Here is a 25,882-nt window from a genome sequence, read left to right as displayed (position 1 = left end):
TGCCGTTGTGGAATTACAATTATTCCAATTGAATAACCTGCTCATCCCTGACCTCGACGGGAAAGGGCTGAAGCGAGCGGCCATTGCAGGGGCCGCGCGTACACATCCCGCTGTCGATCTCGAACAGGGCGAAATGGTTGGCGCAGACGATGGAGGTCTGGAAGAGATCCAGGAACTTGTTGTCCTCAAGGTTGAGCGGCGCCCCGATATGGGGGCAGGAATTGACATATCCGAACACCTGCCCACCCCGGCGCACCACAAAGACCCGGCGCTTCTCGCCATCCACCATGGCCCGGAACTCGCGCGCGCCGGGATCGGGGATGGAGTCGAGGGAGCAGAGGGCTTTCATAATGGTGAATCCGCATCCAGAATGACAAGTCATCAAGGCAATGTAACGAATTCAGATCAATGAGGGCGAGTCATTCAATCCTTGCCGAGTCAATTCTTCCTATTGTAGCAATTCCTATTGTGGCCATATAAATGTAGTGTTCGCCAGCGGGAGGAACGCCCTTGATGGGGTTGCCCCCTGAATTTGGCGGAACACATTGGTGTTGACGGGCTGTTTGTTTCATGCCAGAACCCGCCCCTTCCGAATGCTCGAAAGGCCGCTCCATGACGTACAGAATTCCGGATGGTCGTGACTGGCTTCAGGTCGATGCATCCAAAATCACGGAATTAGCTTCGCGCATGACCAACTCCCACCTGATGCGCTCTGAGCCGAATAACTCCGGCTGCACGTTTGAGGTTGCATGCGATGTGCTGCGGCGTGTTGCTGAGCGACCTGATGATGTTTCGGACATATTCCCGGATCATCTTGAATAATTTTTTTGCCTCAAGTTTCCCGCATTAAAGGTTTATGCTGTGTCGGATGTGTCTAACGATCAGCCTAATGATGATGCCCGCAGATGGATGCCCGCAGATGGATGCGCGCAATTGACTTGAATAAGGCCATCCACGCAGGGCTGGATGCGTTGCAGGTTCATGCCAGCGTATCAATGATGCGCTTGTTTGATGTTGCGCAGCGGTGGGAGCATGACGCAAAACGCTTAGGGGAAAAGCATAAGAATGGCTTCTCCCCTATCAAATACATATCCTATCAGGCCTTCTGGATTCGAAAATTAAAGCCGATCAGTAATGCATACCTCATAAAGCACCTTGAAGCTGAGGGCGACAGTATTTCCCCAGAAATGGAGATACATGACATTAATGAGCGCATTGCAATCCGCATCGCAGGCCGAAATTTGCTGGAGTTTGCAGAACGCGGGTTTTACCCGACGGAGCATGGCGACGGAACTGGTCATACCACTGCCGTTGATGCCAAAATTCTGCGAGAATATCTCAGGGCCTATATGAATTTCCCGTCCCAGCGGGATGCTGGACCCCAGCATGAGGCTGACAAGGGCTCGACATACGAGAACCTTATTTATAATCAGCGCTATCGGACCTTCGGCCCGCATCATTTAGTACATATATTAGACCAAGCCGTGTTCGGCGCACTTAGGCTGCAGGCCTGCAAGAAATGAAACATTGGGAGGGGTTTCACACCTTCACCCCTCCCAGGTCGCAGATCAGCCGCCACGCATCCGCGTCCACGGGGCAGACCGACAGGCGGCTCTGGCGCAGTAGCGGCAGTTCCGCCAGACGGGGATCAGCCTTGATCTCGGCCAGGGTGATCGGCCGGGCCAGGGGCGCCACCGCTTTCAAGTCCGGGCACATCCAGCGGGGATCCTCGGCGGTGGGGTCGGGATAGGCTTCGCGCACCACCTCGACCACGCCGACGATGCGCTTTTCGTCCACCGAGTGATAGAAGAACGCCTTATCGCCCAGCTTCATGGCCTTCAGGTTGTTGCAGGCCTGGTAGTTGCGCACCCCGGTCCAGGCGGTCACGCCGTCGCGCATCTGGTCGTCCCACGACCAGGCGCCGGGTTCGGACTTGACCAGCCAGAAGGCCATCAGGGCAGAACCTTCTTGTAGCGGATGACGGTGACGCTTTCGAACAGACCGGCCTTGGCGTAGGGATCATTGACCAGGAAGGCGTCCAGTTCGGCGCGGTCGTCGGTATCGAACACGAAGGCACTGCCGATCATGCCTTGGCCGTCATCGGTCAGCAGCGGGCCGCCGATGACGATCTTGGCGCCAAAGCCCTTGGCGTATTCCAGATGGGCGGCGCGGTTGTCGAGGCGGGTCTGAAGATGACCGGGCTTGTCCTTGCACTGGACCATGAACATACTCTGGTACTCCGAATTCGGTTATGAAGACACAAGGTAACGGAAAAAAGGCCGGTCATGGAAGCCCACGAGACGCACGAGACCATCCACGAGGTCGCCCATCACGACCACCATGAAGAACACGCCCACAAGGAAGGCAAGGCCAGCCGCAACAAGAAGATCGCGGTACTGATCAGCGTTCTCGCCGCCTTGCTGGCCATCATGGAGGCAGGTGGCAAAAGCGCCCAGAACACCTCGCTGGCGGCCAATATTCACGCCAACGACCTGTGGGCCTTCTATCAGGCCAAGCATATCCGCTCGACCATGCTGCGCACCTCGGCGGATGCGCTGGAGCTTTCGGTTCCGCCATCCGAGGGCGTGACCAAGAAGGTCGCCGAGTGGCGCGCCACCGCGACCCGCTATGATTCCGAGCCTGAAACCGGCGAGGGCCGCAAGGAACTGGCCGCCAAGGCCAAGGCCGAAGAGGCGCGGCGCGACACGGCGCTTTCGGCCTATCACATGTTCGAATACGGCGCAGCCGCCCTGCAGATCGCCATCGTCCTGGCCTCGGCCTCGGTGGTGACCGGCATGCTGGTCCTGTCCTTCGTGTCGGGCGGATTGGGGGCGCTGGGCATCGCCTTCGGCCTGCTGGGCTGGCTGGCGCCGACGCTCATTCATCTTTGATCCCTGGCATCTGTGATCCTTGGGCGCCGGGAGATGCGACCATCATCCGGCTTTCCCCCTCTCCCCGCCTCGGGTACAGTCCTTGTCGGGAGTTCGGGTATCGACCGGGAGGGGTCTGATGTCAATCGCCTGGAGTGAGGCGCTGGCGGTCGGCGATCCGAGCATCGATGCCGACCATCGGCGGATGATCGAGCTGATCGCCCAGTTGGAAGCGGCGGTCTGTTCCGAGATCGACTGCGCCGCCGTCGGGCGGACGCTTCAGGACCTGGCCGATCTATGCCGCCTACACTTCGCCCGCGAGGAGGAGTTGCAGGCCTCGGTGGGCTTCCCCGAGACCGAATCCCACCGCACCGCCCATGAAATGCTGCTCAAGCGCCTGGATGCCATCCTGGCCCATTTCGCCGATGGCTGCGACGAGGTGCGGACCGGCATCATCCGCACCCTGGGCGATTCTCTGGCCACCTGGCTGGTCAGCCATATCGTCAACAACGATATGGAATTCAAACCCTATGTGGCCGGCAGGCGTTAAAGGGCTTCCTTGCCCTCGAAGGCGCACAGATCCCTGACCGCGCAAGCCCCGCATTCGGGCTTTCGGGCCTTGCAGGTATAGCGGCCGTGCAGGATCAGCCAGTGATGGGCGTGTTGCAGCCATTTCGCCGGAGTCGCCTTCATCAGCGCCTGTTCCACCAGTTCCACAGTCTTGCCCGGCGCCAGGCCTGTGCGGTTGGCGACCCGGAAGCAATGGGTGTCCACGGCGATGGTGGGTTCACCGAAGGCGATGTTGAGCACCACATTGGCGGTCTTGCGCCCGACGCCCGGCAGGGCTTCCAGCGCGGCGCGGTCATGGGGAACCTGACCGCCGTGAAGGGCGAGCAGGCGGCGAGACAGTTCGATGACGTTCTTCGCCTTGGTCTTGTACAGACCGATGGTGCGGATGGATTGGGCCAGCCCCTCCTCGCCCAATTCCACCATGGCCTGGGGTGTGGCGACGCGGGCGAAGAGCGGAGCCGTGGCCTTGTTGACCCCGGCATCGGTGGCCTGGGCCGACAGCACCACCGCCACCAGCAGGGTGTAGGGATCGGAATATTGCAGATCGCTCTTGGGCTCGGGGTTGCGTTCGGCCAGACGGGCGAAAAACAGATCGGCCTGTTTGGGGGTCATTGGTTGAGAACCCTCAAAGCCTCCGCATGCAGACGCGCATCGCCCGCCGCGCAGACCCGGCCGTCCGAGTGGATGGAAAGCGGCTTGCCCGACCAGTCGGTCATGATGCCGCCCGCTCCTTCCACCACCGGCACCAGGGCGGCGAAGTCGTAGGGCTTTAATCCCGCCTCCACCACCAGATCGCAAAAGCCCGAGGACAGCAGGGCATAGGCGTAACAGTCACAGCCATAGCGGGGCCGCTTGCAGGCCTTGGCGATGCGGTCCCAGCCGGGCCGGGTCGCCTCGCAAAACAGTTCCGGCGCCGTGGTGAAGGCATAGGCATGGGCCAGATCGGGACAGGCCCGCACCCGCGCGGGCTGGCCGTTCAGTGTGGTGGGCCGCCCCATGGCGCCCAGCCAGCGCTCATGGGTGAAGGCTTGGTCGATGAGGCCCAGGATGGGCTTGCCGTTATGGGCAAGACTGATCAGGGTGCCGAAGCTGGGCTTGCCGGTGATGAAGGCCGCCGTGCCGTCGATGGGGTCCAGGACCCAGACATATTCGGCGTCGCAATGTTCCGCCCCATGCTCTTCGCCCAGGATGCCGTGGCTGGGGACCTCGGCGGCCAGGATGGCGCGCATGGCCGCTTCCACCTCGCGGTCGGCGATGGTCACCGGGCTGGCATCTGCCTTGTCGTCCACCGCCACGGGGGTGCGGAAATATTTCTTCACCACCGGACGGGCGGCATCGGCCAGTTTCTCGGCCAGGGCGATGAATGGGGCGGGACAGGCGGTCATGTTTGAAGGTTTCCGTGCCGTTGCGACGCGCCCGAGTGTGGCGCGAAACCCGAGGCATGAACAGAGCCTTGCCGACAAGGGCGACCTGTTCCGATTCGGCGAAGGCTGCTACAACCGGGGCCAGCCATCAGCTTTCGTGGATATTCATGCCCGTACCCCTCCATATCCTGAAAACGGTCTTCGGCTTTCCCGCCTTTCGCGGCCAGCAGGAAGAGGTGATCCGCCATGTGGTGGAGGGCGGCGACGCCCTGGTCCTGATGCCCACCGGCGCGGGCAAGTCGCTGTGCTATCAGGTTCCGGCCCTGTGCCGCGACGGTGTGGCCATCGTGGTCTCGCCGCTGATCGCCCTGATGCAAAATCAGGTGGAGGCCCTGAATCAGCTGGGCGTGCGCGCCGCCGCTCTCAACTCGGCCCGCAGTCCAGACGAGGCGCGTGTCATCGAACGCCGCATGCAGGCGGGAGAGCTGGATCTGGTCTATGTGGCGCCCGAGCGCCTGGTCCTGCCCGGCTTCCTGGCGCTGCTCGAAGACTGCCGCATCGCCCTGTTCGCCATCGACGAGGCCCATTGCGTGTCGCAGTGGGGACACGATTTCCGCCCGGAATATCTGCAGCTTGCCTTGCTGCACGAACGCTTCCCCTCCGTGCCGCGCATCGCCCTGACCGCCACCGCCGATGGTCCCACCCGCAAGGATATCGCCGAGCGTCTCAATCTTCAGGAGGGGCGGCAATTCATCGCCGGATTCGACCGGCCCAATATCCGCTACCGCATCGCCACCAAGAACAACGCCCGCGAGCAATTGGCCCGCTTCCTGGAGGCCGAGCACGGCGGGCCGGGGGCGGAATCGGGCATCGTCTACTGCCTGTCTCGGGCCAAGGTGGAGGAGACCGCCTCCTGGCTGGCGGGTAAGGGCTATACCGCCCTGGCCTATCATGCCGGGCTGGACCAGCCGGTGCGGGCCGCCAACCAGCAGCGCTTCTTGCGCGAAGAGGGCATCGTGATGGTGGCGACCATCGCCTTCGGCATGGGGATCGACAAGCCCGATGTGCGCTTTGTCGCCCATCTGGATCTGCCCAAGAGTCTGGAAGCCTATTACCAGGAAACCGGCCGTGCCGGGCGCGACGGCCTGCCCGCCGATGCCTGGATGGCCTATGGCCTGGAAGACGTGGGCAAGCTGGGCCAGTTCATCGCGTCGAGTCAGGCTTCGGACGCCCAGAAGCGCATCGAGCGCCAGAAGCTCAACGCCCTGCTGGGCCTGTGCGAGACCACCCGCTGTCGCCGTCAGGTGCTGCTGGAATATTTCGGCGAGATGGGGCATCCCCCTTGCGGCAATTGCGATACCTGCCTGGAGCCGGTGGCCTCGTTCGACGGCACGGAACTGGCGCGCAAGGCGCTGTCATGCGTCTATCGCACTGGGGAAAGCTTCGGCGGCGGCCATGTCATCGACGTGCTGCTGGGCAAGGACAACGAAAAGATCCGGCGCTTCGGCCATGACAAGCTCAGCACCTATGGTATCGGCACCGAACTGCCCGCCGATCAGTGGCGCTCCGTGCTGCGGCAATTGGTGGCGGCGGGGCTGCTGTCCATCGACACCGAAGGCCATGGAGCCTTCAAGCTGACCGAGACCTGCCGCCCTGTCCTGCGCGGCGAAATGCGCGTGGATCTGCGGCGCGATCCCCTGCCGGTCAAGGGCAAGTCCAAGACCTCGGCGGGCAAAAAATCCGCCGCGCCGCTCAGCGATCCGGCCGACGAGGCCCTGTTCCAGCATCTGCGGGCCGCGCGCATGGCCCTGGCCAAGGCTCAGGGGGTTCCGCCCTATGTCATCTGGCACGATTCCACCTTGCTCGACATCGCCCGCCAACGGCCCCGCCAGATGGAGGATCTGGCCGCCATCGCCGGATTGGGCGAGGCCAAGCGCGAGCGCTATGGCCAGATCCTGCTGGACGCGGTGGCGGGTTTCGAGGGGCAATAGAACCTTGTCATCCCGAGCGATTGCGAGGGATCTCCGCCTGGACCATTGGTGCAGGTTTTAGAAAAGCCGTGCCAGGATGAGATCCCTCGGCCCAAGGCGTCGGGATGACAAGCCAAACCGCTATTTCCGCTTCATCTCCGAGCGGGAGTAATTGCTGAAATGCCCCTCACGGGCGGCGCGGGCGCGGGCCTGGCTGACCACGCCGGGGGTCTTGGCGGCGGGTGCCGTGGCGCCCATCTGGCGCTCCAGGGCCTCGCTGGCGCATTGGGGGCAGGTGGGGGTGTCGGACGACCGGACCAGGGTCTCGAACACGGTGTCGCAGCCGGTGCAGCGAAAGGTGTAGTAGGGCATCGGGTTCCTCGAAGCGGCAAAGCGAAGGCGGCGGCGGCCGAGATTACCATCCCGTCCGGGGGGAACGAAAAAAAATGTTGTGGACGGGTAGGTCGTCCCACCCGAGCCCCCACCCTCGTTTTGGCGCGCAGCCACGCGTTCAGCGCATGAAGGATAATTCGATCTCCTCCCCCGAATGGGCAGGACTCGTCTTGCAACGCAAAACTCTATGTGCTAGTTAACCGACGCGCCGTCAGGGGGGTAAATCCTGTAGGCGCCAGAATTATGTTGCCTTTCAATAGGTTACGGCTGCCGGTTCGACCCTATCCAAGGACTTGCCCAGGTGCCTTCCGAAACTATTGGCGTGATCGCCGACCGCTATGCCACCGCTCTCTTCGAGTTGGCCGATTCTTCAGGCTCGCTTGATCAGGTTGCCGGTGATCTCAAGACGCTCCAGGCCATGCTGCGCGAAAGCGCTGACCTGCGCCGCGTCGTCGACAGCCCCGTGCTGAGCCGTACCGACCAGGGCAAGGCGATCTCCGCCGTTGCCAAGGCCGCCGGTTTTTCCGAGCTGACGAACAAATTTCTAGGTCTGGCGGCGCAAAACCGCCGGCTGCACACCCTTCCGGGGGTGATTGCATCCTATCTTGGCCGGTTGGCGGCCCGTCGCGGGGAAAAGTCCGCGACGGTAGCTTCCGCCGTGGCTCTCACGCCGGCCCAGCAAGACGCCCTTACCACCGCTCTCAAGGCGGCCTTCGGCGGCAATGTTGCCGTTGAAGTCAAGGTTGATCCCAGCTTGCTGGGCGGCCTGGTGGTTCAGGTCGGTTCCCGCATGGTTGACAGCTCGCTCAAGACGAAGCTGCAGCATCTCAAGCTCGCTATGAAAGGGGTTGGATAATGGAAATCCGCGCCGCGGAAATCTCCGCAATCCTCAAGCAACAGATCGCCACCTTCGGGACCGAGGCGGAAGTTGCCGAGGTCGGTCAGGTGCTGTCTGTCGGTGACGGTATCGCCCGCGTGCACGGCCTCGACAAGGTCCAGGCCGGCGAGATGGTCGAATTCCCGGGTGGCATCAAGGGTATGGCGCTGAACCTCGAGACCGACAATGTCGGTGTCGTGATCTTCGGCGACGACCGCAACATCAAGGAAGGCGACGTCGTCAAGCGTACCGGCTCCATCGTGGACGTGCCCGTGGGCAAGGGTCTGCTGGGCCGCGTCGTTGACGCTCTGGGCAATCCCATCGACGGCAAGGGCCCCATCGAGGCGGCTTCGCGTCAGCGCGTCGACGTCAAGGCGCCGGGCATCATTCCGCGTAAGTCGGTGCACGAGCCCATGTCCACCGGCATCAAGGCCGTGGACGCCCTGATCCCCATCGGCCGCGGTCAGCGCGAGCTGGTCATCGGTGACCGCCAGACCGGCAAGACCGCCATCCTGGTCGACACCATCATCAATCAGAAGCGCTGGCACGACGCCAACGACGAGAAGGCGAAGCTGTTCTGCATCTACGTCGCCGTCGGTCAGAAGCGCTCCACCGTCGCCCAGATCGTCAAGACCCTGACCGATTACGGCGCCATGGACTACACCATCGTGGTGGCCGCGACCGCGTCGGAGCCCGCTCCGCTGCAGTTCATCGCTCCCTATGCCGGCTGCACCATGGGCGAGTATTTCCGTGACAACGGCATGCATGCCCTGATCATTTATGATGATCTCTCCAAGCAGGCCGTCGCCTATCGTCAGATGTCGCTGCTGCTGCGCCGTCCGCCGGGCCGCGAAGCCTATCCGGGCGACGTGTTCTATCTGCACTCGCGTCTGCTCGAGCGCGCCGCCAAGATGGGCGACGCCGCCGGTGCCGGTTCGCTGACCGCTCTGCCGGTCATCGAGACCCAGGCCAACGACGTGTCCGCCTACATCCCCACCAACGTGATCTCGATCACCGACGGCCAGATCTTCCTGGAAACCGAACTGTTCTATAAGGGCATCCGCCCCGCCGTGAACGTCGGTCTGTCGGTGTCGCGCGTCGGCTCCGCCGCCCAGATCAAGGCGATGAAGCAGGTTGCGGGCTCCATCAAGCTGGAACTGGCCCAGTATCGTGAAATGGCTGCCTTCGCGCAGTTCGCTTCCGACCTGGATCCGGCCACCCAGAAGCTGCTGGCCCGTGGCGCGCGTCTGACCGAGCTGCTGAAGCAGCCGCAGTTCTCGCCCATGGCCACCGAAGAGGAAGTCATTTCCATCTACGCCGGTGTGAAGGGCTATCTGGACAAGATCGATGTGCGCCAGGTTGGCCGCTTCGAGTCGTCCCTGCTGTCGGAAATCAAGTCGAAGGCTCCGGAGATCCTCTCCACCATCGCCACCGAGAAGCAGATCAGCGCCCAGACCGAAGAGAAGCTCAAGGCGTTCCTCGACGCGTTCTCCAAGACTTTCGCTTAACCGTCCCAAGGGAGTTTAGGTTATGGCGAGTCTCAAGGACCTACGGACGAAGATCGTAAGCGTCAAATCGACGCGTAAGATCACGTCCGCCATGAAGATGGTCGCTGCCTCGAAGCTCCGCCGCGCGCAAACCGCGGCGGAAGCGGCACGGCCCTTCGCCGAGCGCATGGAGCGCATGTTGGGCACCCTGGCCGCCAGCTTGGCTGGCCAGTCGGGTGCGCCCCGCATGCTCACCGGCACCGGAACCGACAAGGTGCATCTGCTCGTCGCCGTGACCGCCGATCGCGGTCTGTGTGGCGGCTTCAACTCCTCCATCGTCCGCGCCACCAAGGCGATGGCGGCGGATCTGCTGAAGCAGGGCAAGGTCGTCAAGATCATGCCGGTGGGCCGCAAGGCCCGCGAGCAGCTGCGTCGCGATTACGGCCAGTACATGATCGAAGGTTTCGAGCAGCTGGGCCGCAAGGGCATCGTCTTCGCCGAGGCCGATCAGGTCGCGTCGCAGATCTCCGCCATGTTCGATGGCGAAGAATTCGATGTCTGCACCGTGATCTATAACAAGTTCAAATCGGCGATCGCCCAGGAAGTGACCCGTCAGCAGGTCATCCCCTTCCCGGTGCCCGAACAGGCCGCCAAGTCCGACACCGGACCCAAGGCCATCTACGAGTTCGAGCCCAGCGAAGAGGAAATCCTGGCCGAGATCCTGCCGCGCAATCTGGCTACCCAGATGTTCCGTGCCTTGCTGGAAAGCCAGGCCTCGGAGCAGGGCGCGCGCATGACCGCGATGGACAACGCGACGCGCAATGCGGGCGACATGATCAATGCCTTGGCGATCAAGTACAACCGGTCGCGCCAGGCCCAGATCACCAAGGAACTGATCGAAATCATCTCCGGCGCTGAAGCGCTGTGACGGAAGACTAGGAGCACACCATGGCAAACAAGAACGTCGGCACGATTACCCAGGTCCTGGGCGCCGTCGTGGACGTGCGCTTCGACGGCCAGCTGCCGGCCATCCTCAGCGCGCTTCACCTGGAACATCAGGGTAAGAAGCTGGTTCTCGAAGTCGCTCAGCATCTGGGCGAGTCCACCGTGCGTACCATCGCCATGGACTCCACGGACGGCCTGACGCGGGGCACCGAAGTGGTGGACACCGGCGCCGCCATCCAGATGCCCGTCGGCCCCGAGACCCTGGGCCGTATCATCAACGTGATCGGCGAGCCCATCGACGAGCGCGGCCCCATCGGCAACAAGACCACCCTGCCGATCCATGCGGACGCCCCGGACTTCGTGGACCAGTCCACCGAGACCGAGATCCTGGTCACCGGCATCAAGGTCATCGACCTGCTGGCTCCCTACTGCAAGGGCGGCAAGATCGGCCTGTTCGGCGGCGCCGGCGTGGGCAAGACCGTGCTGATCATGGAGCTGATCAACAACATCGCCAAGGCGCACGGTGGTTACTCCGTGTTCGCCGGTGTGGGCGAGCGTACCCGCGAAGGCAACGACCTCTATCACGAAATGATCGAGTCGGGCGTTATCAAGCTGGACGGCCCGGGCTCCAAGGTGGCCCTGGTCTATGGCCAGATGAACGAGCCCCCGGGCGCCCGTGCCCGCGTCGCCCTGTCGGGTCTGACCGTCGCCGAGTATTTCCGCGACGTGGAAGGCCAGGACGTGCTGTTCTTCGTGGACAACATCTTCCGCTTCACCCAGGCCGGTTCCGAAGTGTCCGCTCTGCTGGGCCGCATCCCGTCGGCGGTGGGCTATCAGCCCACTCTCGCCACCGACATGGGCGCTCTGCAGGAACGCATCACCTCGACCAAGAAGGGCTCGATCACCTCGGTGCAGGCCATTTACGTGCCCGCCGACGATCTCACCGACCCGGCTCCGGCCACGTCCTTCGCCCACTTGGACGCCACCACCGTGCTGAATCGTCAGATCGCCGAGCTGGGCATCTACCCGGCCGTGGATCCGCTCGACTCCACGTCGCGCGTTCTGGACCCCCGCGTGGTCGGCAACGACCACTACCAGACCGCCCGCGACGTGCAGCGCATCCTGCAGACCTACAAGTCGCTGCAGGACATCATCGCCATTCTGGGCATGGATGAGCTGTCGGAAGAGGACAAGCTGGTGGTGACCCGCGCTCGTAAGATCCAGCGCTTCCTGTCCCAGCCCTTCCATGTGGCCGAAATCTTCACCGGCTCGCCGGGCAAGCTGGTGGCCATCGAAGACACCATCAAGGGCTTCAAGGCCATCGTGGCTGGCGAATACGATCATCTGCCCGAGGCTGCCTTCTACATGGTCGGCGGCATCGACGAAGTGATCGAGAAGGCCAAGAAGATGGCCGCCGAAGCGGCCTAAGGCTTTCGGGAATAATTAGGGGCGGGTGTCCTTGGACGCCCGCCGCTAAAACGTTGAAGGACTCGCGGCATGGCCGAGAAGATTCAGTTCGAATTGGTGTCCCCGGCGAAGCTGTTGGTTTCGTCCAAGGTGGACATGGTCGTGGTGCCTGGTTCCGAAGGCGACTTCGGTGCCCTGGCTCTGCACGCCCCCATGATCACCACCGTGCGTCCGGGTGTCATCGACATCCATGACGGCGGCAAGGTTTCGTCCTCCATCTTCGTGGCTGGCGGTTTCGCCGAGGTCAACGAGGAGCGCATCACGGTTCTGGCCGAGGAGGCTATTCCGGTGGCCGAACTGACCGCCGAGTTGGCCGAGGCCCGCAAGAAGGCCGCCAAGGATGCCCTGGACGACGCCAAGTCGGAGCGGGAAAAGGCCAGCGCCAGCCGCCTGATGCTGGTGGCCGAAGCCATGGCTGCCGCTGTCGCCTGATCGGCGAACGACACGATAGCGAAAGGGCCGCTCCCGTCGGGGGCGGCCCTTTTGTCTTGAAAATCCCCTTTCTTGCCACAGAATGGGGGCTTCAAGAGGAGTGGACATGCGGGTCAGAAAGGGCTGGAGCGCGGAAGACATCGCCTGGGACCGCTTCGACCCCAGGCTGGTGGAGCCCGATATCCTCAAGGTCGTCAAGGCCGCCGCCATGGTCGAGCGCAATGCCGCCGACTACACTGTCTATCTTGGCCGGGTCTTCCGGCACGACCCTGGCTTTGTGGCTCTTCTGGACCAATGGCGGGCCGAGGAAGTCCGCCATGGCGATGCCCTGGGCCGTTATGCGGAACTGGCCGATCCCGGCTTCGATTTCGCGGCCCGTTTCAAGCGCTTCACCGACGGCTACCGCATCCCCCTGGACGCCGAGTCTTCGGTGCGCGGATCGGTCACCGGCGAATTGCTGGCCCGGTGCATCGTCGAGACCGGCACCTCGTCCTTCTATTCCGCGATCCGCGATGCCAGCCGTGAACCCGTCCTGCGCGAGCTTTGCCATCGGATCGCCGGCGACGAATTCCGGCATTTCAAGCTGTTCTACACCGCCATGCGCGATTGCCAGGCCCGCGACCGGTTGCCGGTCTGGCGAAGAGCCCTGGTGGCGGTGGGGAGAATTCGTGAAAGCGACGACGACGAACTGGCCTATGCTTGGCACGCCGCCAACGAGCCGGAGGATTTGGCCTATGATCGGGGGCGCTGTAACCAGGCCTATGCCCTGCGTGCCTATGCCCTGTATGGCAAGGTGCATGCCGAGCGCGCCGCCAGCATGGTGGTGAAGGCTGTGGGACTGGACCCCAGGGGCTGGCTGGGACGCCGCGCCCGTGACTTCGCCTGGGTCAAGATGCAGCAGCGCTCGCGACAGTCGGGCCTGGCTTCGGGAGTATAAGGATTGATGAGCCGCGTTCTTTCCACCCTGGCTGTAGGCTTTGCCCTGGCGGCCTCCTGCGTCGAAGCTGCCGAGCCGCCCCGGAGCGTGGCCGAGATCGCCTCGGCCACCTTCGTGTTCGGTTGCGCCGCCCATGTGGGCGCGCTGGACAAACTGCACGACCGGCTTCAGCAGGGCGGCGACCTGTATCTACCCCGCCTGCCCGACGCCGCGGCCAAGCCGTTTCTCCAGGGTCGTCCAGGCGAGGCCTATCTTCGCGAGGAAGCCGGGGTGACACTGGCTCTGCTCACCAAGGACGAGCAATGCGCGGTCTTCGTGCGCCGGGTGCCCAGCGCGGCCATCAACGCCCAGGTGGAAAAGGACTTGAAGGCGGCGGTGGGGCGCTATTTCAACGTCCAGCCCGGCGGGCGCGAGGCGAACGGGCCTTTGACATCGCGCTTTCTCGACCTGCTTCCTTCTGCGGCCTACCGCGATGAACTGGTCAAGCGCCATGGTTCGGAGCCTACCGGGCTGCGGGTGATCGTCACCACCTCGGAAAACGCCAATCCCGATTTGCAGGCCATCATCACCATCGGCGTGAGGCAGCCATGAGCCGTATCACCCTTGCCTTGATTCTCGTCCTTCTCGCCCTGCCGGTGGCCGGGCATGCCCAGTCGGCGGGTGGGCTGGCCACCCGCGACGAGACCTCGCGGCTAGCGGTCGCCGTGCTGGGCCGTATCTGCGTGCTCAATATCGGCGATTACAACGCCACCATCACCTCTGCCGCACCGACGGGCGAGTTCGGTTTCGCCGATGTGACGCCCGATGTGGCGGAGACCTTCCTGAAGGGCCGTTCGGGTCTGGTCCGCGTGCTTCGCCGTCCCGGACTGGGGGCCATCACCCTGGTGATGGGCCAGGACGGCATCTGTACCGTTTGGTCGGAATATGGCGACGCCACCTCGCTGCAGCGGCACCTGCTGTCCATGGTGGAGCGCGGTGGGCTGAAGGGGGGTGCGCAGTTGCTGGCCCTTGATGCTCGGGACGAGAGCGGCCAAACGATCAGCGATTACTACCTGATGCCCGCCGATTGGTTCGCCCGCGACCTGGGGCGGCGCACGGGCGAGGACGGCAGCCAGCCCCTGGCCCTGGTCACCTCGGTCTCCGCCCCCGGCCGCCGACCCATGGAAGCCATGCTGTCGGTCAGCCGGATCCTGAAGAAGTAGCCGAACCGATCTACCGGCACTTGGAAAAGTCGGGCGCCCGCTTTTCCTTGAAGGCGGCGACCGCCTCGGTCAGGGCTTCGCCCTTCAGGCAGGCATCGAAGATTCGCGCCTCGCGTGTCAGGCGGTCCATGATGGGTTCGGGCGGAGTCTTCATCAGCGTCTTGATCTGCATCAGGATGGAACGCGGCTTGGCCGCCAGCTTGCGCGCCGCCGCCATGGCGGTCTCTTCCAGATCCTCTCCCGGCACCACGCCGTTGATCAGGCCCACGGCCTCGGCGGTTTCCACGCCGAACGGCTCGCCCAGCATCAGCATCTCGGCGGCGCGGCGGTGCCCGGCCAACAACGGCATGGTTTGGCTGGACCCGGCTTCGGGCACGATGCCCAGATTGATGAAGGGCATGTGGAAACGGGTGCCGGGCGCGGCATAGACCAGATCGCAATGGGGCAGCAGGGTCGAGCCGATGCCGACGGCCGCGCCGCGCACGGCGGCGACCACGGGTTTCTTCGCCCCGGCCACCGCACGGATGAACCGGTCGGCCACCGAGCCCGATAACGCCTCCCAGCTCAGGAAGTCGGGAAGATCGTTGCCGGCGGAAAAGTCGGTCTGGCTGCCGAGAATCAGGAAGACGCCGACCTCGTCATCGGCCTCGCCCTTGGCGAAAGCCTCGGCCAGGGCGGCGTACATCTCGCCGATCAGGGCGTTCTTCTTGTCCGGGCGGTTCATGCGGACCACCTGAACGCCGCATTCCACATGGGTCAGTACCAACTCGCTCATTCCCGCCTCTCCTTGCGCATTTATTTGCAGGAGAGGCTGGCATGAGCGCTCAGTGTGAGCAAGCCCCTAGCGTGTCGCCCGATCCAGCAAATAGACGATGGAGCGGTACGGCACATCCGCATGATCGGCCAAGCCGATCTCGCAGGTGCGGTTGGAGGAATAGCCTGCCTCGCAACCCGCCGGCACCTGGGGGGCCAGATGGCGCAGCGCATGATCGTTGAGTTCGGGCGTGGTGAAGCCCTTGTCACCGGCAAAGCCGCAGCAGCCGACGGCCTCGGGCACGATGGCGGTCTTGGCGCAGGCCTTGGCCAGGCCGACCATCTTGTCGTCGAGGCCCTGTTTGCGGGCGCCGCAATTGACATGGACCAGGACGGGAGCGTCCTGGGGCCTGGGCGACAGACGGGGCAGGACGGCATCGTGGAGGAATTCCACCGAATCCAGCACTTTGAGGCGCTTGCCCAGATAGGTCTTCATGCGCCAGGTACAGGCCGAGGCATCCATGACGATGGGCAGTTTGCCATGGTCCGAGGCCTTGAACAGGGCGGCTTCCAACTCGGCGGCCTTGGCATCGGCGGTGGCCTGCAATCCCTTGCTCTCGAAGGCTTGGCCGCAGCACAGATTGTCCAGGCCTTCGGGCATCACGACTCCGAATCCGGCGCGCTGAAGCACGCGGGTCATGACCGTGGGCAGGGAGTCCGTTTCCGGGTCGCCCGAGGCGGGACCCATGGAGCGGGCGGCGCAGGTGGGGAAATAGACCACTCGCTCGCCCGTCTGGGCATTGACCGGGGGCGTGAACGACGCGGCGGTGGGCAGATGTTCCCCGATCTTGGGGCTCAGCCCGCCCGACAATTTGCGCAATCCATTGGCCATGGCGGCCATGGCGCCCGGCCCGGCCACTTTCGAAACCAGGGCGGCGGCACCCAGGCCAAAGCGGGTGGCGCTCATGGCGGCGCCGTAATGTCGGGCCGTCCACTGGCCGATGGCATGGGCGCCCGAACCCAGACGGCGTCCGCGCAGGCTCTTGGTCAAACGTCCGGTCTCGATGCCCACCGGGCAGGAGGTGGCGCACAGCCCGCAGGCGGCGCAGGTGTCGATGCCCTGATAGCCGTAAAGACGCCGGAGTTCGTCGGCATTCTCGTTGGCGGCGGCGCGGCGCGAGATCTCGCGCCACGAGGTGATGCGCTGGCGGGGCGAAAGCGTCAGGCCGTGGCTGGGGCACATGCGCTCGCAGAAACCGCATTCGATGCAGGTATCGACCAGCGCGTCGGCGGCGGGCAGCGGCTTTAAGTTGTTCAGATGGGCATGGGGGTCCCTGTCCAGCAGAACGCCGGGATTGAGCAGCCCCTGGGGATCAAGCAGATGCTTGATGTCCCACATCAGCCCCGTGGCCTCGGCGCCCCATTCCATCTCCACGAAGGGGGCCATGTTGCGGCCCGTGCCGTGCTCGGCCTTTAACGAGCCGTCATATTTCCTGACGACGAGTTCGGCGACCTCGTCCATGAAGCGGGCGTAGCGCTCCACCTCGGCCTTGATGCCGAAATCCTGGGTGAAGACGAAGTGCAGATTGCCGTCCAGGGCATGGCCGAAGATGATGGCCTCGTCATAGCCGTGCTTGCGGCACAGATGTTCGAGATCGACGGTGGCGGCGGCGAGCGACGCGATGGGGAAGGCCACATCCTCGATGATCACCGTGGTGCCCACCGGGCGCACCGCGCCGACCGCCGGGAACAGGCCCTTTCGGATCTTCCACAGCTTGCCGTATTCGTAAGGATCATCGGTGAAGGCGGGCGGGAACACGGTGGTGACGCCGGCCAGCACCGAGGCGATTTCGGCCAGATTGACGGCCAGATCTTCGGCCGTCTCGCCGCGCGCCTCCACCAGCAGGGCGGTGACGCCATCGGCCAGCCCCCGGATCTGGGCGGGCATGCCGGGCTTGTCCTCGACACAGCGCAGACTGGCGCGGTCCATCAGCTCCACGGCGGAAACCGGGGCCTGCTTCAACAGCGCCACGGTACGGCAAGCCTCGGCGATGTCGGGGAACAGCAGCAGGGCGCTGGCCTTGTGGGCATGTTCCGGGACGGTGCGGTAGGTGATCTCGGCAATGAAGCCCAGCGTGCCCTCGGACCCGATCATCAGATGGGTCAGGATATCCAGCGGATCGGTGAAGTCGACCAGGGCATTCAGGGAATATCCCGTGGTGTTTTTGATGGCGAATTTGTGCCGGATGCGCCCCGCCAGGGTCTCGTCGCCCCGCACCCGTTTGCCCATGGCGTCCAGCTTGGCCAGCAATTCGGAATGGGAGGCGCGGAAGGCGGCGACGCTGTCGGCATTGCCCGTATCCACCAGGGTGCCGTCGGCCAGGACCAGACGCATGGACATCAGGGTCTGGTAGGAATTATCCGAGGTGCCGCAGCACATGCCGCTGGCATTGTTAGCGGCGATGCCGCCGATCTTGCACGAATCGATGCTGGCCGGGTCGGGTCCGATCTTGCGGGCGAAGGCGGCCAGGCGGCGGTTGGCCTCGGCGCCGATGACGCCGGGCTGCAGGCGGATGCGTTTGCCTTCGTCCTCGACCACGGCCTGGGTCCAGCCGGTCCCTAAGATCATCAGCACGGAATCGCTGACCGCCTGACCCGAGAGCGAGGTTCCGGCGGCGCGGAAGGTGACGGGGGCACAAAAGCGGCGGCAGGCGGCCAGCACGCCCTTGACCTCGGCCTCGTCCCTGACTTCGGCCACCACCTGGGGCACCAGGCGGTAGAAGCTGGCATCGGTGCCATAGGCCAGACGGCGCAGCGGATCGGTGATCAGGCGTTCCACCGGCATCACGCCGACGAGGTCCTGAAGCAGGGCGGAATAGTCTGGGGCGGTACGGCTCACGGAGACACACTCCCGATCAGCAAGACGATCAGTTCCTTGGGGCCATGGACGCCATAGGCCAGGGTCTGTTCGATATCGGCGGTCTTGGATGGACCCGACACCAGCACGGCATTGGTGGGCATTTGCCCGGCCCAGCCCTGGGCGCGGATGGTCTCGGCCAGACTGTCGGTAAGGCTGGCCTCTTCCACCAGGGCCACATGGATGGGCGGCAGCAGGCTCATCAGCCGGGGCTCGTCGGGCGTGGGCCACAGGACCAGCGATCCGGTCTGGGCGATGCCGCCCTTTGTGGTGGTAAAGCCCGCATCGGCCCTGGAGACCAGCACGTCCTTGAAGTCCTCCACCGGACGGTCATAGGCCACCAATCGGGTGGGGCTGTCGCCCCAGCTCCCGGCCAGCAGCTTGCCCGCATCGGTGCCGGGGGCATAGATCATGGTGCCGACGCCCTTATTGGCCAGGATGGTCTTCAGCCGTTCGGGCCAGTCGGTGGCGCTCACCTCGTGCACGTCGGCGTGGGAGGCCTCCAGCATGGATTTGAACCGGGCCTTGCGCGTCGCGGCATCATAGGCGGGCGGCGTCCAGTCGGGGCGGAGCGGCGCGGCCGCCTTGGGCGCGGCCTTCAGGCGGGCGAGGATGCGTTCACGCGGGCTATTCATCACAGAACCCCTTCTCGCGGGCCAGTTCATGCAGGCTCTTGGGCGCGAATTTCGGCTTGGTGCGCACAGAGGTCCATTGTTTGAGCATGGGTGCCGAGGACGGCATCAGATTGCCGAACCAGCCCAGCATCCTGGTGCCGATGCGATAGACCAGGGGCGAGGCGTAAAGCAGGGTCCAGCCCTTCCAGCCCAGGGTCTCGGTGGCGGAGGTGGCCGAACCGGCCCCCTTGACGGCACCGGGGCTGGTGGGGCGCACCGATTCGGTCCGAAGGCGGACCAGCAGGTCGGGAATGGGGATCTTCACCGGGCAGACATCGGCGCAGGCCCGGCACAGCGTCGAGGCATGGGGCTGGTCGCCCGCGCAGTCGAGGCCTTCCAACTGCGGGGTCAGCAGCTTTCCGATGGGGCCGGGATAGGTGAAGCTGTAAGTGTGGCCGCCGACCCTGGTATAGACCGGGCAGTGGTTCATGCAGGCGGCGCAGCGGATGCAGCGGAGCGTGTCGCGCAGTTCGGTATCGCCGTGGACCCGGGACCGCCCATTGTCCAGCAGGACCAGATGCACCGCCTTGGGCCCGTCCTTCTCGCCCTCCTTGCGGGGCGAGGAGATCATGTTGACATAGGTGGTGATGGGCTGGCCGGTGGCCGAGCGGGGCAGCAAGGACAACAAGGGCGGCACGTCGTCGAGCTTTTCCAAAACCTTCTCGATGCCGGTCACCGCGATATGCAGCGGCGGCAAGGTGGTGGACAGCCGTCCATTGCCCTCGTTCTCGATCAGCACCAATGTGCCGGTCTCGGCCACCGCGAAATTGACGCCCGAGATGCCCGCATCGGCGCCCGCGAAAGCGCCGCGCAGCGCGGCGCGGGCGGCCGCCGTCAATTCGTCCACATTCTCGGTATAGGCCTGACCTGCGATCTTGTCGTGGAACAGTTCGGCGATCTCGGCCTTGTTCTTGTGGATGCAGGGCATGACGATATGGCTGGGCGCCTCGCCCGCCAGCTGGATGATGTATTCGCCCAGATCGGATTCCACCGGGGTGATGCCGTGTTTTTCCAGATGGGCGTTGAGGTGCATCTCCTCGGTGACCATGGACTTGCCCTTGATCACCGTCTTGGCGCCCGCCGCTTCTAAGATGCCCAGGACGATGGCATTGGCCTCGGCGGTGGTTTCGGCCCAGTGCACCTGAATGCCGTTCTTGCGGCAATTGGCTTCCAACTGCTCCAGCAATTCGGGCAGCTTGGCCAGAGCATTGGCGCGCACCGCCGCGCCTCGGGCGCGCAAGGAGGTCCACTCCGCCACATCGGCGAACTGAGCGGCCCGCTTGGTCATCAATCCGTCCATGGCGCGGCGGAAATTGGCGCGCAGCTTGGGGTCGTTCAGCGCCACATGGGCCTTGGCGCCGAATTCCAGTTTCTTGGTTTCAGCCACCATGACAGCGCTCCAGGATGAACTCGGCGATGTGGCGGCCCTTGAAGCCCTTCTTGGCCTTCTCGGCGGCGCCGGTGATGTTCATCAGGCAGCCGCAATCGCCCGACACAACGCTGGTGGCGCCGGTCTCTTCGATGGAGGCCACCTTGTCGGTGACCATGGCCGCCGAGATCTCGGCCTGACGCACCGCGAAGGCGCCGCCGAAGCCGCAGCATTCCTTTTCGCGCGGGTTCTCGATCAGGGTGACGTTGGACAATTGCCGCAGCAGGGATTTGGGCTGTTCCACCACACCGGCTTCGCGCTGGGAATGGCAGGAGGGGTGCCAGGTGATGGTCACCGGCTGGCCCTTGTCCTCAAGCTTGACGCCCAGGACATCCACCAGGAACTCGGTCAGTTCGAACACCCGCGCCGAGAAGGCCTGCGCCCGGTCGTGATCGGGAGTGCCTTCGAACATCTCGGGATAATGGGTCTTCATCATGCCCGCGCAGGAGCCCGACGGCACCACGATGGGCCAGTCGCCGGGGAAAGAGTCCAGTTGCAGCCGGGCGACCTTGCGGGCCTCGTCCTGATAGCCGTTGTTGCGGGCGGGCTGGCCGCAGCAGGTCTGCTTGGGTGGAAACACCACCTTGAGACCCTCGCGCTTCAAAAGCTCCATCCCGGCCAGTCCGGCAGCGGGGTAAAACAGGTCAATCAGGCAGGTTCCGAAGAAGTAGACGCTTTCCGGGCGAGGCTGCTTGGACATGGGCGTTCCACCAGAGATTGTTTTGGCAGTGCTTGCTTGGCCGGAGGTCGAGCCCCGGCGTCACCATGGTTACAGCATTTTTACCAATCGCGTAAAGTGGTAAAATTATTTTGCCAATTTCAGCGCGGACGTCCGGTCAGATCCGAGCCCGCGCGGCGGCGCAGCGCCACATCGCGCCGTGAATTGGCGAATTGCGCCTCGCGCAGCGCTTCTTCCGTGGAGTTGATGTGGGCCTCGGCGGCGATACGCGCCGCTTCGGGATTCCCCGCGACGATGGCTTGCCAGATGGCCTGATGCTGGCGCAGGAAGGCGTCGCGCACGCCGCGTCGGCGGTAAAGGTCGATACGGTCATAGAAGACGCCGACCTTCAGCATGTCGAAGACCCGCCCCATCACCTGGCTCATGACCAGATTATGGGCGGACTGATAGATGGCCAGATGGAACTCGGCATCGGTGGCGGCCTCCTGGGCGGGATCGTCCAGGGCATGGGCCTTCTCCATGGCCTCCATGCAGGCGCGCAGATGGGCCAGATCCTCGGGCGTGGCGCGCTCGGCGGCCAGGGCGGCGGCGCTGCCCGCCATCACCCGACGGAATTCGAAATAATCGAAAACCGTCTCCGGGTGCGCCTGAAGCAGGCGGGACAGGGGATCGGAAGCTGGCTCGCCAGCGTTCCTCAAGGTCGGTTTTGGGGCGGCGTGCATCATGGGATCAGGATAGGCCTGCACAGGGCCGTATCCAACCATGGAATTATGGCATGGCAACTTTTCCATTTACACCCGGAGACGAAATGAGTTATCCACGCTAATCATCTGGTCAAATTTTGTTACCACGTTCAAGAAACGCCCAACGTCAACACCTCACCGGCATCTCGAGCGGATGCACGGTCGAACCTTCGGGGAGGCACCATGCAAGCCTGGATGCAAGTCTACGACCCGGCCGGTAATCTGTGGCTGTCGTCACTGATCGCGGCTATTCCGATCATTTTCTTCTTCGTCGCCCTGACCATTCTCAAGCTGAAGGGCCATGTGGCGGGCACCATCACGGTGCTGCTGTCCATCGCGGTCGCCATCTTGTTCTACAAGATGCCTGTGGCCAGCGCCTTCATGGCCGGTGTCCAGGGCTTCCTGTTCGGCCTGTGGCCCATCGCCTGGATCATCATCGGCGCCGTGTTCCTCTATAAGGTCACGGTCAAGACCGGACAGTTCGAGATCATCCGCTCCTCGGTGGTGTCCATCACCGCCGACCAGCGTCTGCAGATGCTGATGATCGGCTTTTCCTTCGGCGCCTTCCTCGAAGGTGCTGCGGGCTTCGGCGCGCCGGTGGCCATCACCGCCGCCTTGCTGGTGGGTCTGGGCTTTAATCCGCTCTATGCCGCCGGTCTGTGCCTGATCGCCAATACCGCTCCGGTGGCCTTCGGCGCCATGGGTATTCCGATTATCGTCGCCGGTCAGGTCTCAGGGCTCGACGCCTTCAAGATCGGCGCCATGGCGGGCCGTCAGTTGCCGCTGTTGGCCGTCTTCGTGCCGTTCTGGATCATCTTCATCATGGACGGCTTCAAAGGCGTGCGCGAGACCTGGCCCGCCATTCTGGTGGCCGGTGGCTCCTTTGCCTTTGGCGTGTGGTTCACCTCCAACTATATCGGGCCGGAACTGCCCGACATCACCTCGGCCCTGATCAGCCTGGTGTGCATCACGGTGTTCCTCAAGTTCTGGCAGCCCAAGAACATCTTCCGCTTCAAGGAAGAGGGCGCCGAGGAGAAGCACTCCCACGACTACACCGCTGGTCAGGTGGCGCGGGCCTGGGCGCCCTTCCTGATCCTCACCGCCGTGGTGACGGTGTGGAGCCTGAAGTCCTTCAAGGCCATGTTCGCCAAGGGTGGCGAGATGGTGTTCACCAATATCAACTGGGAAGTGCCCTATCTGCACAACCTTGTCGCCAAGGTGCCGCCCATCGTCGCCGCCGCCAAGGCCGTGCCCGCCGTCTACACCCTGAATCTGGTCTCGGCCACCGGCACCGCCATCCTGATCTCGGCCATCATCACCATCATCATGCTGGGGATGAAGGGCTCGGAAGGCTTGAAGACCTTCGGCGAGACCCTGAACGAACTGAAGCGTCCCATCTACACCATCGGCACGGTTCTGGCCTTCGCCTATGTGGCCAATGCCTCGGGCCTGTCCACCACCCTGGCCCTGCTGCTGACCGGTGCGGGCGATGTCTATCCGTTCTTCGCCCCGATTCTGGGGTGGCTGGGCGTGTTCCTGACCGGCTCGGACACCTCGTCCAACGCCCTGTTCGGCGCGCTTCAGGCCACCACGGCCCACCAGTTGGGGGTCAGCGACATCCTGATGGTCGCCGCCAACACCACCGGCGGCGTCACCGGCAAGATGATCTCGCCCCAGTCCATCGCGGTGGCCTGCGCCGCCGTGGGCCTGGTCGGCCACGAGTCGAATCTGTTCCGCTTCACCTTGAAGCACAGCATTTTCTTCGTGTGCATCATCGGCGTGATCACCACGCTCCAGGCCTATGTGCTGACCTGGATGATCCCTTAACCCTCCCGCATCCCCTGATGCCGGACAAACTGGCCCGGGCGCTTTCGCCCGGGCCTTTCTTCTTTGGCGCGGCAAGGGTATAGACAGGGCATGAACGCCAAGCCCCCTCTCATCGGCATTACCTTGGACAGCGAGGACCCCGGCGGCTATTCCCGCATGCCCTGGTATGCCCTGCGTCGCAATTACGCCGAGACGGTGGCCCGCGCTGGCGGCCTGCCCATGCTGCTGCCCCACGAGCCCCCTCTGGCCGCGTCCTTTCTGGACCGGATCGACGGGCTGATCGTCACCGGCGGGGCCTTCGACATCGACCCGGCCCTGTTCGGCGCCGAGGCTCGCGCCGGTCTGGTCTTAAAGCGGGGACGGACCCAGTTCGAACTGGCCATGGTGCAAGGCGCTCTGGAGCGCGGCATGCCCATTCTTGGCATCTGCGGCGGCCAGCAATTGCTCAACGTCGCCCTGGGCGGAACCCTGATCCAGCATATTCCCGACGAGGTCGAGGGCGCGCTGACCCACGAACAGCCGGGTCCCCGCACCGAGCCCGGCCACTGGGTGGAGATCGCCTCGGGGACCCGGCTGGCCGGGATCGTCGGCGAGACGCGCATTCCGGTGAACTCGGCCCATCATCAGGCGGTGCGCGACGTGGCGCCTGGCTGCGTGATCAATGCCATCGCTCCCGATGGGGTGATCGAGGGCATCGAGGCCACCGGCCACCCCTTCTGCATCGGGGTGCAGTGGCATCCGGAATATGACATCAGCCCGGCGGATTCCGCCCTGCTGCGAGCCTTTGTTGGAGCGTGCCGAACATGACCGAGGAAAAGGGCGAACGCATCGCCAAAAGGCTGGCCCGCGCAGGTCTGTGCTCGCGCCGCGAGGCCGAACGCTGGATCGAGATGGGCCGCGTTTCCGTCAACGGCAAGACGCTGGATAGTCCCGCCTGCGTGGTCGGCCCCGGCGATATCATTCTTGTCGATGGCACGCCGCTTTCCGAACCGGAGAAGACCCGGCTGTGGCGTTATCACAAGCCCGCCGGTCTGGTCACCACCCACAAGGACCCCGAGGGGCGGCCCACCGTGTTCGACCATCTGCCCGAAGGCATGCCCAGGGTGATCTCGGTGGGAAGGCTCGATCTCAATTCCGAGGGGCTATTGCTGCTGACCAATGACGGCGAACTGGCGCGCAAGCTGGAACTGCCCTCCAACGCCTGGCTGCGGCGCTATCGGGTGCGCGTCCATGGCGAAGTGTCCGAAGACGCCCTGGCCCGGCTGGAGAACGGCATCACCATCGACGGCATGGCCTATGGCCCCATCAGCGCGACGCTGGATCGCCGCCAGGGCGCCAATGCATGGCTGAGCGTCAGCTTGCGCGAGGGTAAGAACCGCGAAATCCGCCGCGTGATGGAGTTTCTCGGCTGGCCGGTTTCCCGCCTGATCCGTGTCTCCTACGGCCCCTTCCAACTGGGCACCCTGGAAGAGGGCGCCGCCGACGAGGTGGCGGGCAAGGTCCTGCGCGAGCAGATGGGCGAGGGCAAAGCGGTCCTGAAGCCCAGACCTGAGAACAAATCAGCAGGCGAGCGGGAAAAGGAACAGCGCGTCGCCGCCAAGGCCCGCAAGCAGAAGCTGGCCGACGACAAGCACGCCGCCAGTGCCAAGAAGGCCAAGTCCGATGCGCATCGTCGCCGGTCTTCATAAGGGCCGCCGCCTGGAGGCACCCTCGGGCCGCGATACGCGGCCCACCGCCGACCGGGTGCGCCAGGCCCTGTTCGACATGCTGATGCATTCCGATCGGGTGGAGATGGAGGGCGCCCGCGTGGTGGACGCCTTCGCCGGGTCGGGCGCGTTGGGCCTCGAAGCCCTGTCGCGCGGCGCGGACCATGCCTGTTTCCTCGAACTGGCGGCCCAGCCTCTGGCCGCCATCTACGCCAATATCAAGACCCTGAAGGTGGAGGGCCAAACCAAGGTGGTGCGCGCCGATGCCGCCAAGCCGCCCGTTGCCCCCCATGCCTGCACCCTGGCCTTCCTCGATCCGCCCTATCATTCGGGCCTCGCCGTGCCCTGCCTCGAAGGCCTCGCCGCCAAGGGTTGGCTGGAGGACGGCGCCCTGGTGGTGGTGGAAGTGGCCGCCGACGAAGCCTTTGCCCCGCCTGCCGGTTTCGATGCGGTGGAGGAAAGGCCGCGCGGCGCCGCAAGGCTGGTGTTTTTGCTCTTTCGTTCGGAGTGATCCAAGGGCGGGGCTTCCGCCCCGATCCCCGATTGGAGGCAAGCCTCCAAACCTCCCCTTAATCTTATCGATAAAAACAAAATGGGGTCCGGGGCATGGCCCCGGGTGGGTTTGGGCAACAACCCAATA

Annotated in this window: 28 protein-coding genes; 16 read left to right on the top strand and 12 right to left on the bottom strand. The window is 64.1% G+C overall.

Annotation, left to right across the window (positions count from 1 at the left end):
* Window positions 1–19 precede the first annotated feature (19 nt).
* Complete coding sequence (locus CCC_RS15205) at window positions 20–349, bottom strand: Rieske (2Fe-2S) protein (RefSeq protein WP_009869884.1); 330 nt, start codon at window positions 347–349, stop codon at window positions 20–22.
* 556 nt (window positions 350–905) lie between these two features.
* Here CCC_RS15205 and CCC_RS15200 point away from each other — a divergent pair.
* Window positions 906–1,523, top strand: coding sequence for a hypothetical protein (locus CCC_RS15200; protein WP_041041992.1), 618 nt, complete (start codon window positions 906–908; stop codon window positions 1,521–1,523).
* 16 nt (window positions 1,524–1,539) lie between these two features.
* Here the strand turns inward: CCC_RS15200 and CCC_RS15195 are convergent, their stop codons facing one another.
* Together CCC_RS15195 and CCC_RS15190 are read right to left on the bottom strand one after the other, a co-directional pair.
* Window positions 1,540–1,953 carry an EVE domain-containing protein gene (locus CCC_RS15195; RefSeq protein WP_009869885.1) on the bottom strand — a complete coding sequence of 138 codons (414 nt, stop codon included), beginning with the start codon at window positions 1,951–1,953 and terminating at the stop codon, window positions 1,540–1,542.
* Window positions 1,953–2,228: a YciI family protein gene (locus tag CCC_RS15190; protein WP_009869886.1), complete on the bottom strand. Its 276-nt coding sequence runs from the start codon at window positions 2,226–2,228 to the stop codon at window positions 1,953–1,955. Before CCC_RS15190 ends, CCC_RS15195 begins: the two co-directional genes overlap by 1 nt.
* A 57-nt stretch (window positions 2,229–2,285) precedes the next feature.
* On the opposite strand from CCC_RS15190, the gene CCC_RS15185 reads away from it, so the two are divergent.
* Both CCC_RS15185 and CCC_RS15180 read left to right on the top strand, forming a co-directional pair.
* Window positions 2,286–2,891: a DUF4337 domain-containing protein gene (locus CCC_RS15185; protein ID WP_009869887.1), complete on the top strand. Its 606-nt coding sequence runs from the start codon at window positions 2,286–2,288 to the stop codon at window positions 2,889–2,891.
* A gap of 118 nt (window positions 2,892–3,009) precedes the next feature.
* Window positions 3,010–3,420, top strand: coding sequence for a bacteriohemerythrin (locus CCC_RS15180; protein WP_009869888.1), 411 nt, complete (start codon window positions 3,010–3,012; stop codon window positions 3,418–3,420).
* Here CCC_RS15180 and nth read toward each other — a convergent pair.
* Window positions 3,417–4,052 carry an endonuclease III gene (gene nth, locus CCC_RS15175; RefSeq protein WP_009869889.1) on the bottom strand — a complete coding sequence of 212 codons (636 nt, stop codon included), beginning with the start codon at window positions 4,050–4,052 and terminating at the stop codon, window positions 3,417–3,419. The genes CCC_RS15180 and nth overlap by 4 nt on opposite strands.
* Window positions 4,049–4,825: a histidinol-phosphatase gene (hisN, locus tag CCC_RS15170; RefSeq protein ID WP_009869890.1), complete on the bottom strand. Its 777-nt coding sequence runs from the start codon at window positions 4,823–4,825 to the stop codon at window positions 4,049–4,051. The genes nth and hisN overlap by 4 nt, the downstream gene beginning before the upstream one ends.
* A gap of 146 nt (window positions 4,826–4,971) precedes the next feature.
* On the opposite strand from hisN, the gene recQ reads away from it, so the two are divergent.
* On the top strand, window positions 4,972–6,795 hold the full coding sequence (gene recQ / locus CCC_RS15165; RefSeq protein ID WP_009869891.1) for a DNA helicase RecQ: 1,824 nt from the start codon (window positions 4,972–4,974) through the stop codon (window positions 6,793–6,795).
* 120 nt (window positions 6,796–6,915) lie between these two features.
* On the opposite strand, the gene CCC_RS15160 is transcribed toward recQ, so the two are convergent.
* Window positions 6,916–7,146: an FmdB family zinc ribbon protein gene (locus CCC_RS15160; RefSeq protein WP_009869892.1), complete on the bottom strand. Its 231-nt coding sequence runs from the start codon at window positions 7,144–7,146 to the stop codon at window positions 6,916–6,918.
* 322 nt (window positions 7,147–7,468) lie between these two features.
* On the opposite strand from CCC_RS15160, the gene CCC_RS15155 reads away from it, so the two are divergent.
* From CCC_RS15155 to CCC_RS15120, 8 genes are all read left to right on the top strand, one after another.
* Window positions 7,469–8,023, top strand: a complete 555-nt coding sequence (locus tag CCC_RS15155; RefSeq protein ID WP_041041990.1) for a F0F1 ATP synthase subunit delta — start codon at window positions 7,469–7,471, stop codon at window positions 8,021–8,023.
* A complete protein-coding gene (gene atpA / locus CCC_RS15150) occupies window positions 8,023–9,552 on the top strand; it encodes a F0F1 ATP synthase subunit alpha (RefSeq protein WP_009869894.1) in 1,530 nt (509 codons plus the stop codon). The genes CCC_RS15155 and atpA overlap by 1 nt, the downstream gene beginning before the upstream one ends.
* Before the next feature lie 22 nt (window positions 9,553–9,574).
* On the top strand, window positions 9,575–10,459 hold the full coding sequence (locus CCC_RS15145) for a F0F1 ATP synthase subunit gamma (protein ID WP_041041988.1): 885 nt from the start codon (window positions 9,575–9,577) through the stop codon (window positions 10,457–10,459).
* Window positions 10,460–10,479: 20 nt separating this feature from the next.
* On the top strand, window positions 10,480–11,904 hold the full coding sequence (gene atpD / locus CCC_RS15140; RefSeq protein ID WP_009869896.1) for a F0F1 ATP synthase subunit beta: 1,425 nt from the start codon (window positions 10,480–10,482) through the stop codon (window positions 11,902–11,904).
* A 69-nt stretch (window positions 11,905–11,973) separates the two neighbouring features.
* On the top strand, window positions 11,974–12,375 hold the full coding sequence (locus CCC_RS15135; RefSeq protein ID WP_009869897.1) for a F0F1 ATP synthase subunit epsilon: 402 nt from the start codon (window positions 11,974–11,976) through the stop codon (window positions 12,373–12,375).
* Between the two features lie 106 nt (window positions 12,376–12,481).
* Window positions 12,482–13,312 (top strand): acyl-ACP desaturase, encoded by an 831-nt coding sequence (locus CCC_RS15130; RefSeq protein WP_041041986.1) that lies wholly within the window; start codon window positions 12,482–12,484, stop codon window positions 13,310–13,312.
* Between the two features lie 6 nt (window positions 13,313–13,318).
* Window positions 13,319–13,903 (top strand): NMCC_0638 family (lipo)protein, encoded by a 585-nt coding sequence (locus CCC_RS15125; RefSeq protein ID WP_009869899.1) that lies wholly within the window; start codon window positions 13,319–13,321, stop codon window positions 13,901–13,903.
* Window positions 13,900–14,514 carry an NMCC_0638 family (lipo)protein gene (locus CCC_RS15120; protein ID WP_009869900.1) on the top strand — a complete coding sequence of 205 codons (615 nt, stop codon included), beginning with the start codon at window positions 13,900–13,902 and terminating at the stop codon, window positions 14,512–14,514. Before CCC_RS15125 ends, CCC_RS15120 begins: the two co-directional genes overlap by 4 nt.
* Before the next feature lie 10 nt (window positions 14,515–14,524).
* Here the strand turns inward: CCC_RS15120 and CCC_RS15115 are convergent, their stop codons facing one another.
* The 6 genes from CCC_RS15115 to CCC_RS15090 form a co-directional block, all read right to left on the bottom strand.
* Window positions 14,525–15,289, bottom strand: coding sequence for an enoyl-CoA hydratase-related protein (locus tag CCC_RS15115; RefSeq protein ID WP_009869901.1), 765 nt, complete (start codon window positions 15,287–15,289; stop codon window positions 14,525–14,527).
* 66 nt (window positions 15,290–15,355) lie between these two features.
* On the bottom strand, window positions 15,356–18,112 hold the full coding sequence (locus CCC_RS15110) for an FAD-binding and (Fe-S)-binding domain-containing protein (protein ID WP_236686418.1): 2,757 nt from the start codon (window positions 18,110–18,112) through the stop codon (window positions 15,356–15,358).
* A gap of 50 nt (window positions 18,113–18,162) precedes the next feature.
* Window positions 18,163–18,819: a LutC/YkgG family protein gene (locus CCC_RS15105; RefSeq protein WP_009869903.1), complete on the bottom strand. Its 657-nt coding sequence runs from the start codon at window positions 18,817–18,819 to the stop codon at window positions 18,163–18,165.
* Complete coding sequence (locus tag CCC_RS15100) at window positions 18,812–20,248, bottom strand: LutB/LldF family L-lactate oxidation iron-sulfur protein (protein ID WP_009869904.1); 1,437 nt, start codon at window positions 20,246–20,248, stop codon at window positions 18,812–18,814. The genes CCC_RS15105 and CCC_RS15100 overlap by 8 nt, the downstream gene beginning before the upstream one ends.
* Window positions 20,238–20,987: a (Fe-S)-binding protein gene (locus CCC_RS15095; RefSeq protein WP_041041980.1), complete on the bottom strand. Its 750-nt coding sequence runs from the start codon at window positions 20,985–20,987 to the stop codon at window positions 20,238–20,240. Before CCC_RS15095 ends, CCC_RS15100 begins: the two co-directional genes overlap by 11 nt.
* Before the next feature lie 119 nt (window positions 20,988–21,106).
* Window positions 21,107–21,712: an FCD domain-containing protein gene (locus tag CCC_RS15090; RefSeq protein WP_009870117.1), complete on the bottom strand. Its 606-nt coding sequence runs from the start codon at window positions 21,710–21,712 to the stop codon at window positions 21,107–21,109.
* A 180-nt stretch (window positions 21,713–21,892) separates the two neighbouring features.
* On the opposite strand from CCC_RS15090, the gene CCC_RS15085 reads away from it, so the two are divergent.
* From CCC_RS15085 to rsmD, 4 genes are all read left to right on the top strand, one after another.
* On the top strand, window positions 21,893–23,536 hold the full coding sequence (locus tag CCC_RS15085) for a lactate permease LctP family transporter (RefSeq protein WP_009870118.1): 1,644 nt from the start codon (window positions 21,893–21,895) through the stop codon (window positions 23,534–23,536).
* 90 nt (window positions 23,537–23,626) lie between these two features.
* Window positions 23,627–24,343: a gamma-glutamyl-gamma-aminobutyrate hydrolase family protein gene (locus CCC_RS15080; protein ID WP_009870119.1), complete on the top strand. Its 717-nt coding sequence runs from the start codon at window positions 23,627–23,629 to the stop codon at window positions 24,341–24,343.
* Window positions 24,340–25,224 carry a pseudouridine synthase gene (locus CCC_RS15075; RefSeq protein WP_009870120.1) on the top strand — a complete coding sequence of 295 codons (885 nt, stop codon included), beginning with the start codon at window positions 24,340–24,342 and terminating at the stop codon, window positions 25,222–25,224. Before CCC_RS15080 ends, CCC_RS15075 begins: the two co-directional genes overlap by 4 nt.
* A complete protein-coding gene (gene rsmD, locus CCC_RS15070) occupies window positions 25,199–25,753 on the top strand; it encodes a 16S rRNA (guanine(966)-N(2))-methyltransferase RsmD (RefSeq protein WP_009870121.1) in 555 nt (184 codons plus the stop codon). The genes CCC_RS15075 and rsmD overlap by 26 nt, the downstream gene beginning before the upstream one ends.
* Window positions 25,754–25,882: the final 129 nt, after the last annotated feature.

It is taken from the genome of Paramagnetospirillum magnetotacticum MS-1 (genome assembly GCF_000829825.1).
Classification (GTDB): Bacteria; Pseudomonadota; Alphaproteobacteria; order Rhodospirillales; family Magnetospirillaceae; genus Phaeospirillum; species Phaeospirillum magnetotacticum.
Note: the sequence above shows the minus strand (reverse complement) of the source record. Positions and strands in the feature narration are given on the sequence as shown.